The 12,196-nt window shown below is 62.5% G+C and carries 10 protein-coding genes; 8 read left to right on the top strand and 2 right to left on the bottom strand.

What is annotated here, in order from left to right:
* Positions 1-334: 334 nt before the first annotated feature.
* On the bottom strand, positions 335-1,759 hold the full coding sequence (locus AC1Q5S_RS19795) for a short-chain fatty acyl-CoA regulator family protein (RefSeq protein ID WP_034692766.1): 1,425 nt from the start codon (positions 1,757-1,759) through the stop codon (positions 335-337).
* Positions 1,760-1,887: 128 nt separating this feature from the next.
* Here AC1Q5S_RS19795 and AC1Q5S_RS19790 point away from each other — a divergent pair, with 128 nt between their 5' ends.
* From AC1Q5S_RS19790 to AC1Q5S_RS19770, 5 genes are all read left to right on the top strand, one after another.
* Positions 1,888-2,301 carry an acyl-CoA thioesterase gene (locus AC1Q5S_RS19790; RefSeq protein WP_034692764.1) on the top strand — a complete coding sequence of 138 codons (414 nt, stop codon included), beginning with the start codon at positions 1,888-1,890 and terminating at the stop codon, positions 2,299-2,301.
* Complete coding sequence (gene prpC, locus AC1Q5S_RS19785) at positions 2,282-3,451, top strand: bifunctional 2-methylcitrate synthase/citrate synthase (RefSeq protein WP_008903190.1); 1,170 nt, start codon at positions 2,282-2,284, stop codon at positions 3,449-3,451. Before AC1Q5S_RS19790 ends, prpC begins: the two co-directional genes overlap by 20 nt.
* Positions 3,452-3,563: 112 nt before the next feature.
* Entirely contained in the window at positions 3,564-6,188 is a 2,625-nt protein-coding gene (gene acnD, locus AC1Q5S_RS19780) for a Fe/S-dependent 2-methylisocitrate dehydratase AcnD (protein ID WP_008903189.1), read from the top strand.
* Between the two features lie 33 nt (positions 6,189-6,221).
* The gene (gene prpF / locus AC1Q5S_RS19775) at positions 6,222-7,418 is read left to right on the top strand and encodes a 2-methylaconitate cis-trans isomerase PrpF (protein WP_008903188.1); all 1,197 of its coding nucleotides are present in this window, start codon (positions 6,222-6,224) and stop codon (positions 7,416-7,418) included.
* Positions 7,419-7,492: 74 nt separating this feature from the next.
* Positions 7,493-8,353 carry an isocitrate lyase/PEP mutase family protein gene (locus AC1Q5S_RS19770; protein ID WP_008903187.1) on the top strand — a complete coding sequence of 287 codons (861 nt, stop codon included), beginning with the start codon at positions 7,493-7,495 and terminating at the stop codon, positions 8,351-8,353.
* Here AC1Q5S_RS19770 and AC1Q5S_RS19765 read toward each other — a convergent pair.
* Positions 8,344-9,231 (bottom strand): LysR family transcriptional regulator, encoded by an 888-nt coding sequence (locus tag AC1Q5S_RS19765; RefSeq protein ID WP_008903186.1) that lies wholly within the window; start codon positions 9,229-9,231, stop codon positions 8,344-8,346. The two genes, AC1Q5S_RS19770 and AC1Q5S_RS19765, sit on opposite strands and share 10 nt — an antisense overlap.
* Before the next feature lie 103 nt (positions 9,232-9,334).
* Here AC1Q5S_RS19765 and msuE point away from each other — a divergent pair, with 103 nt between their 5' ends.
* The 3 genes from msuE to AC1Q5S_RS19750 are packed head-to-tail and all read left to right on the top strand — an operon-like array spanning position 9,335 to position 12,012.
* A complete protein-coding gene (gene msuE / locus AC1Q5S_RS19760; protein ID WP_034692759.1) occupies positions 9,335-9,928 on the top strand; it encodes an FMN reductase in 594 nt (197 codons plus the stop codon).
* Positions 9,929-9,971: 43 nt separating this feature from the next.
* Positions 9,972-10,955 carry a DUF1852 domain-containing protein gene (locus AC1Q5S_RS19755; protein WP_008903184.1) on the top strand — a complete coding sequence of 328 codons (984 nt, stop codon included), beginning with the start codon at positions 9,972-9,974 and terminating at the stop codon, positions 10,953-10,955.
* 31 nt (positions 10,956-10,986) lie between these two features.
* Entirely contained in the window at positions 10,987-12,012 is a 1,026-nt protein-coding gene (locus AC1Q5S_RS19750) for a methionine synthase (protein ID WP_008903183.1), read from the top strand.
* The last annotated feature ends 184 nt before the right edge of the window (positions 12,013-12,196 follow it).

The raw sequence follows: 12,196 nt of genomic DNA, 5'->3' as shown, positions 1-12,196 counted from the left end.
AGGCCGCGCCGAGTTGCTAAGTCCGCTTTAGGCTGGGAGCTACCTGTCGCACGAATACTCTAAGTGGCCGCTTGTTTTGCTAAAGCCGTCAATCGCGCTTGAAGGCGATTTGAGCTTCCTTGGCTGAACTGAAGCATCCATACGCCTGTCTACCGAACAAAAACAGCGATGTGCGTTATGCGTTGATCAGCAAGCCTGTGCACGCTCAGCCTCCACTTGTGCTTCTCGTTGGCATCGGGAAGAGCAACCTGACCGTACGAATGAATCTCGCAGAGGGTTCAGCAAGCTCCATAGCGAGTAACTTTCAAAACCATCAGGTACCAATGTCCAGGCGCTACGAGTGCATACTGGCTCCATAAGGCGCAAACCCGCTGACATTCTCATTCACGTCCAATGTCCTGCCTACGTACGGAAAGGCGCGCTGCGGGCATTCCGTGCGCTCGCAAACCTTGCAGCCCATGCCGATGGGAGTCGCTGCATCGGGGTCTGCGAGGTCCAGTCCCTTGGCGTAGACGAGCCGGGACGCATGGCGCACATCGCAACCCAGGCCGATGGAGAACATCTTGCCGGGGGAGCCATAGCCGCGCGATGGAGCACTCGTCACCGTGCGAGCGATCCACAAGTAAGTGCGGCCATCGGGCATGCGCGCCAGCTGTGGGAGCACACGCCCGGGCTGCGCAAAGGCTTCGTAGACATTCCAGAGTGGGCAGGTGCCGCCCGCACGGCTGAAGTGGAAGTGGGTAGCCGATTGGCGTTTGGAGATGTTCCCCGCACGGTCCACACGGACGAAGAAAAAAGGCACCCCAGGTTCGCTGGGGCGCTGCAGCGTGCTTAGCCGGTGGCACACCGTCTCAAAGCCCACGGCAAAGCGCTGACCAAGCAAGTCGATGTCATAGCGCAGCGCTTCCGCCGCGCTCAAAAATGGACCATAGGGCAATAGCAGAGCACCCGCAAAGTAGTTGGCCAGACCGATGCGCGCTAAACGCACCGTGGGCATGTCCCCCGCAAAAGGTGCTGTCCGGGTCAGCCCCTCAATCAACATGTCTGCCTCCAACAGCGCAAGCTGGGTCGCCATCTGAAAGGCTTGCTGCCCCACATCCAGCGCGCGGGACAAGCGCAGTGTTCGGTTGCTCGGGTCGTACTGACGCTTGCCGTCCCCAGCGCCATCACAGGCCACAAGGCGGACGTGGTGCTGTTCCAGCAAGCGCTGCGCCAACCAGGGCGCCAGCGCTGCGCCCTCATGCCCCGCCTGTTCTGCCAAGGCCTCAGCAGCCCGGTCCAGTACGTCAAAGTGGTTTTGGTGTGCGAAGAAGAAATCACGCACCGCCTCGAACGCCATAGCCCGAGCGGCAGGAGCCGCATCGGTACGGTCGTCGCCCATGCGCAATGCCATGGCTTCAAGCTGAGCAGCTGCATCCAAGTTGCGTCGGTACAGCGTGACGATGGCGCGACCCAGCACCGGCATCTGGGTCGCAACTTCCTTCAGCTCGGGCAGGCTGACCGGCTCTGGAGCATCCGCCAGCGCCTCGCGCAATGCAGCGATCAGGCGCGCCTCCTCGTCTTCTGAAAACTGCTGAATGTCCACGCCTAGTGCCCGGTTCAGCTTGAGCAGCAAGCTGACCGTGAGCGGACGCTGGTTTTGTTCCACCTGATTCAGGTAACTCGGCGAAATACCCAGCGCGTGTGCCAGTGCGATCTGCGACATGCCGCGCTCTGATCGCAGCCTGCGCAACTTCACTCCCATAAACGTCTTTGCCATCACTTGCCTTTCACACGCGAATTTTTCACAAAACATTCGCAAATTTCGCAAAACCAGCCACTGCCGTTCGCAACAATTCGCCCTTTTAGCCCTGTTGCTCTGGATGTATTTTGCGTAAATTGCGAATCATGACAACACCCCCTGGAACTGTTGAGTTGCGCGAGCTGGTTCTGCCCGTATACGCCAACCACCACGGCACGCTGTTCGCGGGCCAGGGTCTGCAGCTGATGGCCAAGGCGGCTTTCCTCGCGGCCCGCGGACTCGCTCGCCGTGAGGTCGTGATGGCCGGCGTGACTGGCGTGCAATGCCTTGCGCCTGTGCCTGTGGGCTACCAGCTCACGCTGCAAGGCTGGGTCAGCCGTGTCGGTCGCAGTTCGATGACGGTCTGTGTGCGCGGATTGGCAGATCGCCCGGATGTGCCCGCAGAGCACGTCCTCACGGGTGTGTTCGAGATGGTCGCGGTGGACTCCACCGGCCGTCCTGTCGCCATTGATTCTTCCTACCTGAACCCGGAGACCTCGCATGAACACCACAACCACTGAGCCCACGGCCACCACCCCGTTCAAGCCGAAAAAGTCGGTCGCCCTGTCGGGCGTCACTGCGGGCAATACCGCGCTGTGTACGGTTGGGCGAACCGGCAACGACCTGCACTACCGAGGCTATGACATCCTGGACATGGCGGAGACTTGCGAATTCGAAGAGATTGCCCATCTGCTGGTGCACGGAAAGCTGCCGACACGCGCTGAGCTCAAGGCATACAAGGCCAAGCTCAGGGCCCTGCGCGGCCTCCCGGGTAGCGTAAAAGCAGCGCTTGAACAACTGCCGGCGGCAAGCCATCCCATGGACGTGATGCGCACCGGCGTGTCGGCCCTGGGCTGTGCACTGCCCGAAAAAGACGACCACAACCTGCCCGGTAGCCGCGACATTGCCGACCGTCTAATGGCCAGTCTGGGCAGCATGTTGCTGTACTGGTACCACTTCAGCAACTCGGGCCGCCGCATCGACGTAGAGACGGACGACGACTCCATCGGGGCCCACTTCCTGCACCTGCTGCATGGCGAAAAACCGCCGGCAGACTGGGTGCGTGCCATGCACACCTCGCTGAACCTGTATGCCGAGCACGAGTTCAACGCCAGTACCTTCACCGCACGCGTGATTGCGGGCACAGGCAGTGATATGTATTCGAGCATCGCGGGTGCTATTGGTGCGCTGCGTGGCCCCAAGCACGGCGGCGCGAACGAGGTGGCTTTCGAGATCCAGAAGCGCTACGACAGCCCGGACGAGGCAGAGGCCGACATCCGTCGCCGAGTAGAGGCCAAGGAAGTGGTGATCGGTTTTGGTCACCCGGTCTACACCGTGAGCGATCCGCGCAACGTAGTCATCAAGGGTGTGGCCAAGCGACTGTCGGACGCGGCTGGCTCCACCAAGATGTACGACATTGCCGAGCGGCTCGAGGCGGTGATGTGGGAAGTCAAAAAGATGTTCCCCAACCTCGACTGGTTCAGCGCCGTGAGCTACCACATGATGCAGGTGCCCACCGCCATGTTCACCCCGCTGTTCGTCATTGCGCGCACCAGTGGCTGGGCGGCACACGTGATCGAGCAGCGGGTGGACAACAAAATCATTCGCCCCAGCGCCAACTACACCGGGCCGGAAGACCAGACATTCGTGCCCATCGAGGCCCGCAGCTAAAAAACCATAGCAGCTCGCGCTTACCAATCAACCATTTCAGACCATATTGCCTTGAAATCTTGATGTAACAAGCGCCAGCAGCTATCAAAAAAAGAGTGAATCCCGCGAAATGATGAACACCGCCCACCGCAAGCCGCTGCCCGGCACAGCCCTGGATTACTTTGATGCACAGGCTGCCGTCGATGCCATAGAACCCGGTGCCTGGGCCCGGCTGCCCTACACCGCCCGCGTGCACGCCGAGAACCTGGTGCGCCGCGCCAACCCGGCACAGCTCAATGACTTTCTGGGCCAGCTGATCGGACGCAAGCGCGAGATCGACTTCCCCTGGTTTCCGGTGCGCGTGGTGTGCCACGATATCCTGGGCCAGACGGCACTGGTTGACCTGGCCGGGCTGCGCGATGCGATTGCGAAAGAAGGCGGCGACCCGGCTGCCGTGAACCCGGTGGTGCCGGTGCAGCTCATCGTGGACCACTCGCTGGCCGTGGAGTGCGGTGGCTACGATCCCGACGCCTTTGCCAAGAACCGCGCCATCGAGGACCGCCGCAACGAGGACCGCTTCCACTTCATCGAGTGGACGAAGAAGGCCTTTGCCAATGTGGACGTGATCCCGGCGGGCAACGGGATCATGCACCAGATCAATCTGGAGAAGATGTCGCCCGTCGTGTACGTTCAGGATGGCGTGGCCTTCCCCGACACCTGCGTGGGCACCGACAGCCACACGCCGCACGTCGATGCGCTGGGCGTGATCGCCGTGGGCGTGGGCGGGCTGGAAGCCGAGAACGTGATGCTGGGCCGCGCCTCGTGGATGCGCCTGCCCGACATCGTGGGCGTCAGGCTCACCGGCAAGCGCCAGCCTGGCATCACCGCCACTGACATTGCTCTCGCGCTGACCGAGTTTTTGCGCAAGGAAAAGGTGGTCGGCGCCTACGTGGAGTTCTTCGGCGAGGGCGCGGACAGCCTGTCGATCGGCGACCGCGCCACCATCTCGAACATGTGCCCCGAATACGGCGCCACCGCCGCGCTGTTCTTCATCGATGCGCAAACCACGGCCTACCTGCGCCTGACCGACCGCAGCCCCGAACAGGTGCAGTTGGTGGAAACCTACGCCAAGGCCGCTGGTTTCTGGGCCGACGACCTCAAGACTGCCGAGTACGAGCGCGTGCTCGCGTTCGACCTCTCCAGCGTGGTGCGCAACATGGCCGGCCCGAGCAACCCGCACCGCCGGCTGCCCACCTCGGCGCTGGTGGACCGCGGCATCGCCGGCGCCATCAAGCTCGAAATGGCCCGCGCCGAGGAGGCCGAGGGGCTGACGCCCGATGGCGCCGTGATCATCGCCGCCATCACCAGCTGCACCAACACCAGCAACCCGCGCAACGTCATCGCCGCCGCGCTGCTGGCGCGCAATGCGCGCCGCCTGGGGCTGGCGCGCAAGCCGTGGGTGAAAACCTCGCTCGCGCCCGGCTCTAAAGCCGTGGAGCTGTATTTGAAGGAAGCCGGCTTGCTGGCCGACCTGGAGGCGCTGGGCTTTGGCATCGTCGCCTTTGCCTGCACCACCTGCAACGGCATGAGCGGCGCGCTGGAGCCGAAAATTCAGCAGGAAATCATCGAGCGCGACCTGTACGCCACCGCCGTGCTCTCGGGCAACCGCAACTTTGACGGGCGCATCCACCCCTATGCCAAGCAGGCGTTTTTGGCCAGCCCGCCGCTGGTGGTGGCCTACGCGCTGGCGGGCACGGTGCGCTTTGATATTGAAAACGACGCTTTTGCCGTGGTCGATGGCCAGCCCGTGCGCCTGAAGGATCTGTGGCCCAGTGACGAAGAAATCGATGCCATCGTGGCCCAGGCCGTCAAACCCGAACAGTTCCGCGCCGTGTACGAGCCGATGTTCGCGCTTCGCGTGGACGATGGCACGCGCGTAAGCCCGCAGTACGACTGGCGCCCCCAGTCCACCTACATCCGCCGCCCGCCTTACTGGGACGAGCAAGGTGTGGGCGCGCTGGCGGCCTACCCGCGCACGCTGAAAAGCATGCGCCCCCTGGCCATCCTGCCCGACAACATCACCACCGACCACCTGTCGCCGTCCAACGCCATCCTGGCCGACAGCGCGGCCGGCGAGTACCTGGCCAAAATGGGCCTGCCGGAGGAGGACTTCAACTCCTACGCCACGCACCGCGGCGACCACCTCACCGCCATGCGCGCCACCTTTGCCAACCCGCAGCTCGTCAACGAGATGGCCGTGGTCGATGGCCAGGTGAAGAAGGGGTCGCTGGCGCGCATCGAGCCCGAGGGCAAGGTGGTGCGCATGTGGGAGGCCATCGAGGCGTACCTGAACCGCCGCCAGCCGCTCATCATCATCGCCGGGGCCGACTACGGCCAGGGGTCGAGTCGCGACTGGGCCGCCAAGGGCGTGCGGCTGGCGGGGGTAGAGACGGTGGTGGCCGAGGGCTTCGAGCGCATCCACCGCACCAACCTCATCGGCATGGGCGTGCTGCCGCTGGAGTTCAAACCCGGCGTGAACCGCCTGACGCTGCAGCTGGACGGCACCGAGACCTACGACGTGGAAGGCCAGCTCACGCCGCGCGCCGACCTCACGCTGGTCATCCACCGCCAAAACGGCCAGACCGACCGCGTGGCCACCACCTGCCGCCTGGACACCGCCGAGGAAGTCTCGGTGTACGAAGCGGGCGGCGTGCTGCAGCGTTTTGCGCAAGACTTTTTGGCATCGAATCAGGCCTGAGCCCTTACCAGGCAAGCGCAAGCAGCTATCAAAATGGATATGACCCAGCACCTTCCCCAAATACGCATTCCCGCCACCTACATGCGTGGCGGCACCAGCAAGGGCGTGTTTTTCCGTCTGCAAGACCTGCCCGAAGCCGCGCAGCAGCCCGGCCCGGCGCGCGACAAGCTGCTGCAGCGCGTCATCGGTAGCCCCGACCCCTACGGCGCGCAGATCGACGGCATGGGCGGCGCCACCTCCAGCACCAGCAAGTGCGTGATCCTGTCAAAGAGCACACGGCCCGATCACGACGTGGACTACCTCTACGGCCAGGTGTCCATCGACAAGGACTTTGTGGACTGGTCGGGCAACTGCGGCAACCTGTCCACCGCCGCTGGCACCTTTGCCCTTCACGCGGGCTTCGTCGATGCGGCGCGGGTGCCGCAAGACGGTGTGTGTGTGGTGCGTATCTGGCAGGCCAACATTGGCAAAACCATCATCGCCCACGTGCCCGTGGCGGGCGGACAGGTGCAGGAAACCGGCGACTTCGAGCTGGACGGCGTGACCTTTCCGGCGGCGGAAATCGTGCTGGAGTTCATCGACCCTTCGGACGATGGCGATGAGGGCGGGGCCATGTTCCCCACGGGCAACCTGGTCGATACGCTGGATGTGCCGGGCGTCGGCACCTTCCAGGCCACCATGATCAACGCGGGCATTCCCACCGTGTTCGTCAACGCCGCCGACATCGGCTACCAGGGCACGGAGCTGCGCGAGGACATCAACGGCGACCCGGCGCAACTGGCGCGTTTCGAGCAGATCCGCGTGGCCGGGGCGCTGCGCATGGGCCTGATCCAGACCCCCGAGGAAGCCGCCATACGCCAGCACACGCCCAAGATCGCGTTCGTCAGCCCGCCCAAGGACTACACCGCCTCCAGCGGTAAAACCATCGCGGCGGCGGATGTGGACCTGCTGGTGCGCGCCCTGTCCATGGGCAAGCTGCACCACGCCATGATGGGCACCTGCGCCGTGGCCATCGGCACAGCGGCAGCCATACCCGGCACGCTGGTGAACCTGGCCGCCGGTGGCGGCGCACGCAACGCGGTGCGCGTCGGCCACCCCTCGGGCACGCTGCGCGTGGGCGCCGAGGCAAAACAGGACAACGGCCAGTGGACGGTGACCAAAGCCGTGATGAGCCGCAGCGCCCGCATCCTCATGGAGGGCTTCGTGCGCGTTCCGGCGGGCTGTTTTTAAGGAAAATTGGCATCTAGCGCTTATCCAACAAGCGCTAGCAGCTATCAAACCAATAGCATCTAGATCGGCAATCCATGAACACAAAGCAGCGACTCAAGCAACTCGTCGAGGCCCGCAGCGGCCTGATCGTCCCGGGCGCGTTCAACGCGCTCTCTGCCAAGGTGATCGCCGACCTAGGCTTCCAGGCCATCTACGTCACCGGCGCGGGCGTCACCAATATGTGGTTCGGCATGCCGGACCAAGGCTTTATGGGCCTGCATGAAATTGCCGACCACACGGCACGCATCCGCGACGCGGTCGATGTGCCGCTCATCGTCGATGCCGACACGGGCTTTGGCAACGCGCTCAACGTGGTTCACACCGTGCGCACGCTGGAGCGCGCCGGCGCCGACTGCATCCAGCTCGAAGACCAGGTGGCGCCCAAGCGCTGCGGGCATTTCAGCGGCAAAGAGGTGATTTCCACCGAGGAAGCGGTGAGCAAGATCAAGGCCGCCGTCGATGCACGGCGCGACCCCGATTTCCTCATCATGGCGCGCACCGACGCCGCTGCTACGCACGGCTTCGAGGCCGCCGTGGAGCGTGCGCAGAAGTTCGCCGAGGCGGGCGCGGACATCCTGTTCGTGGAGGCCGTCACCAAGGCCGAGGAAGTGCGCGCGCTGCCGCAGCGCCTGGCCAAGCCCCAGCTCATGAACATGGTGATCGGCGGCAAGACCCCCATCTTCAATGCCGACCAGTTGGGCGAGCTGGGCTTTGGCATCGTGCTGTACGCCAATGCCGCGCTGCAAGGCGCCGTGATGGGCATGCAAAAAACCCTGACCACGCTGCGCGATGCCAAGGAAGTGCGCGAGGACAGCGGCCTGGTGACGCCCTTCGCAGAACGGCAGCGGCTGGTGAACAAGCCCGCATGGGACGCGCTGGAGCAGCGCTACACCTGAGCGTTCCGCGCAAACTGGATGAAGGCCTGCAGATAGTCCGTGTCCCTGTCCTGCTCACGCGTTCCCAGGTGAATCTGCTTGGCGATGCCGTGTCGGCCCAGCTGGACGGGCACCACATCCATCTTCTCGGCATACTCCAGTGCAAGCCAGCGCGGCAACGCTGCCACTCCGCGGCCACTGGCCACCATCTGCAGCATGATGTCCGTGGTTTCGATGGTCTTGTGGCGGCGTGGTGCAATGCCCGCCGGGGCAAGGAACTGCGTGTACACGTCCAGCCGCTCGGGGCTGACCGGGTAGGTAATGAGCGTTTCGCTCACAAGCTGGGCAGGCTTCACATGGGCCTGTTGCGCAAAGGCATGGTTTCCAGCAACCACCAGCACCTGCTCGTAGTCGAACACCGGCTCGAAATGCAGGCCGGGCTTGTGCAACGGGTCGGGGGTCACCAGCAGGTCGATCTCGTAGCCGAACAGCGCACCGATGCCCCCGAACTGGAATTTCTGCTTCACGTCCACATCCACATCCGGCCAAGCACTCAGATAAGGCGACACGATCTTGAGCAGCCACTGGTAGCAGGGGTGGCATTCCATGCCGATGCGCAGGGTACCGCGCTCGCCCTGGGCGAACTGCCGAAGTGTGCTCTCTGCCTGATCCAGCTGCGGGAGCACGCGGTTGGCAACCGCCAGCAGGTACTGCCCCGCCTGTGTGAGCCGCAGGCTTCGACCCTCGCGCAGCCAGACATCGGTGCCCAGTTGCTGCTCCAGCTTTTTCATGCTGTGGCTCAGGGCTGACTGCGTGAGGTTCAACACCCCGGCAGCCGCGGTCAGCGACCCCTGATTCTCTACCTGCTGGACGATGCTGAGATGGATGCGTTCTAGCATTCTTATGAAATCAGTTCATTGAACCATGAGATAAGACCATTTTACTTCATGGATTGATCGCCCTAGCATCCGCTCCTTGATTCGCTTGTCTCTGTCGCCATCCATGAAACAAACAACGCAATGCCCACTGCGTGTCGTCGCAGTCTCCGGCGGGCTGCAGCGCCCGTCCAAATCGGCAGCGCTGGCCGAACATCTCCTGGCACTGATTTCGGCTGAAGTCCCATGCCGCCCACATCTGACGGAAGTCGGAGAGCTGGCATCGCAGCTTTCGGGCGCGGTCCGAAGGTCCGAATTACCACCGGCGGTGGAGCGAGAACTGATGGCGGTCGAACAGGCCGACGTGCTGGTGGTGGCCACGCCGGTGTATCGCGGCTCCTACACAGGTCTGTTCAAGCACTTCTTCGACCTCATCCACCAGGACGCATTGATCGACACGCCCGTGTTGCTGGCGGCAACCGGCGGCAGCGAACGGCATGCGCTGGTAATCGATCACCAGTTGAGACCCCTGTTCAGCTTTTTCCAGGCGCGCACCTTACCGCTGGGTGTCTACGCGACCGACAAGGATTTTGTGGACCAGCGATTGCGGGATGAGGCGCTGCTGGACCGAGCCCGGCTGGCAGTGCGGCGGGCACTGCCGCTGATCACAGAGGCACGTCACGCCAGTCCGGTTCTGGCCGACGAACTGCTGCTCGCCTGACACAAGCCCCACTCCACTTGAACATTTGAATCGCCCCATCGCCATGCACGAAGAATTTGCCTTTCACATCAACAGCACCCGCTTTGATGAAAACTACCAACCCTCAAGCAGCACGCGCCTGACCACGAACTTTGCCAACCTCGCCAGGGGTACCAGCCGGCAACAGAACCTGCGCGACACGCTCAGGATGATTGACAACCGGTGCAACGAACTGGCGCATTGGGACAATCCGGCAGGAGACCGCTACACCGTCGAGTTGGAGATCATCTCCGTCGAAATGTGCTTGGACGCGCAGGCAAGTGCCAGCGGCTTCCCCTTGATCGAGATGCTCAAACCCTGCATTTGGGACGGGAAAGAGAACAAGCGAATCGATGGCATTGCGGGGAACAACTTCTCCTCGTACGTGCGCGATTACGACTTCAGCGTGTTGCTCCCGGAGTACAACGCGGATCGCGCGGAGTTCGGGCTGCCGGTCAACTTTGGCGATCTGCATGGCAAGCTTTTCAAACAGTTTGCCAACTCCAGCGAGTACAAGGCCCGCTTTGGCAAGCCGCCTGTAATCTGCATCAGCGTGTCCACCAGCAAGACCTACCTGCGGACCGACAACCAGCACCCCGTACTGGGTGTCGAATACGAACAAAGCGAACTGTCTTCCACAGACCACTATTTCGCAAAGATGGGGATGCAGGTTCGCTTCTTCATGCCACCCGCCGGTGTTGCGCCCTTGGCCTTCTATTTCCAGGGCGATCTCTTGGCCGACTACACCAACCTGGAGCTCATCGCCAGCATCAGCACCATGGAAACCTTTCAGAAGATCTATCGCCCCGAGATATACAACGCCAACTGCGCAGCGGGAAAGCTCTACCAACCGAGCTTGAAGAACCAGGACTATTCGTCGACGCAAATCGTCTACGACCGGGAGGAGCGCAGCCAGTTGGCTGTCCAGCAAGGCAAGTACACCGAAGAACACTTCATCAAACCCTACAAAAACGTGCTCGAACAATGGACCCGCCATTGCGCGCTGTGACCCTCTCCCTCTTTCTTGAAAGGACCCCCTGATGTTTGAAACCTCCATCGCCGGCAGCCTGCCCAAACCCGCCTGGCTTGCTGAAACCCACAAGCTCTGGCCCCAGTGGAAGGCGGAAGGCGATGCATTGCGTCAGGCCAAGGCGGACGCGACCCTGCTCTGGATCAAGGCCCAGGAGGACGCAGGTCTGGACATCGTGTGCGACGGCGAACAATCCCGGCAGCACTTCGTGCATGGATTCCTCGAACAAGTCGATGGCATCGACTTCGAAAACAAGGTGAAGATGGGCATTCGCGACAACCGGTACGACGCGATGGTCCCGCAGGTCGTTTCGAGCCTGCGCCTGAAGGGCCGGGTACATGCCTTTGAAGCCCAGCTGGCGCGTGCGCACACGAAGAAGAAGCTGAAGTTCACGCTTCCCGGTCCGATGACCATCATCGATACCGTCGCAGACCGCTTCTACGGCGACCGCGTCAAGATGGCCTTCGCGTTTGCCGAGTTGCTGAACCAAGAGGCCCTGGCACTTCAGGCCGACGGCGTGGACATCATCCAGTTTGATGAACCCGCCTTCAATGTCTACATGAAGGACGCCGCTGACTGGGGCGTGAAGGCGCTTGAGCGCGCAGCGCAGGGACTGACCTGCACGACCGCCGTGCACATCTGCTACGGCTATGGCATCAAGGCCAATACCGATTGGAAGAGCACCCTGGGTGACGAATGGCGCCAGTACGAGGCCGTGTTTCCGGCCCTCGCCAAGAGCAGCATCGACCAGGTGAGCCTGGAGTGCATCCACTCCCATGTTCCGCCAGAGCTGATGAAACTGCTGGTCGGCAAGGACGTTTTGGTCGGTGTGATCGATGTGGCCAGCGATGTGGTCGAGACACCCGAGGAGGTGGCAGACACCATCGGTCGGGCGCTGGAGTTTGTGCCCAAAGAGCGCTTGTTCCCCTGTACGAATTGCGGCATGGCTCCGATGGCACGGCACGTGGCTTGGCGTAAATTGGAAGCACTTGCAGCGGGCACGAGACTCGCAAAGGAGCGACTCACCACGACATGACAATCGCTCAGCCATGGCGCCTGCTCATCCCGGCCGCGCCGTCGGTGGCGCGACATGTTCCGAGCCAAGTGAATCGACCAACCGTCTTCAGGTATCTCTGGTAACTGTCAATTGTTGGATTTCTCATCGCTGCTCAGAAGCCAATGTCTGCCGTCTCCATGAGCAGTCATTGATAGCTCAGAGT

Source organism: Acidovorax sp. GW835-FHT14B10 (genome assembly GCF_058793725.1).
Note: the sequence above shows the minus strand (reverse complement) of the source record. Positions and strands in the feature narration are given on the sequence as shown.

Excerpts from the sequence above, each read along its gene's own strand:
- AC1Q5S_RS19795 (WP_034692766.1), bottom strand. The coding sequence starts at position 1,759 with ATGGCAAAGACGTTTATGGGAGTGAAGTTGCGCAGGCTGCGATCAGAG.
- AC1Q5S_RS19790 (WP_034692764.1), top strand. The coding sequence starts at position 1,888 with ATGACAACACCCCCTGGAACTGTTGAGTTGCGCGAGCTGGTTCTGCCC.
- prpC (WP_008903190.1), top strand. The coding sequence starts at position 2,282 with ATGAACACCACAACCACTGAGCCCACGGCCACCACCCCGTTCAAGCCG.
- acnD (WP_008903189.1), top strand. The coding sequence starts at position 3,564 with ATGAACACCGCCCACCGCAAGCCGCTGCCCGGCACAGCCCTGGATTAC.
- prpF (WP_008903188.1), top strand. The coding sequence starts at position 6,222 with ATGGATATGACCCAGCACCTTCCCCAAATACGCATTCCCGCCACCTAC.
- AC1Q5S_RS19770 (WP_008903187.1), top strand. The coding sequence starts at position 7,493 with ATGAACACAAAGCAGCGACTCAAGCAACTCGTCGAGGCCCGCAGCGGC.
- AC1Q5S_RS19765 (WP_008903186.1), bottom strand. The coding sequence starts at position 9,231 with ATGCTAGAACGCATCCATCTCAGCATCGTCCAGCAGGTAGAGAATCAG.
- msuE (WP_034692759.1), top strand. The coding sequence starts at position 9,335 with ATGAAACAAACAACGCAATGCCCACTGCGTGTCGTCGCAGTCTCCGGC.
- AC1Q5S_RS19755 (WP_008903184.1), top strand. The coding sequence starts at position 9,972 with ATGCACGAAGAATTTGCCTTTCACATCAACAGCACCCGCTTTGATGAA.
- AC1Q5S_RS19750 (WP_008903183.1), top strand. The coding sequence starts at position 10,987 with ATGTTTGAAACCTCCATCGCCGGCAGCCTGCCCAAACCCGCCTGGCTT.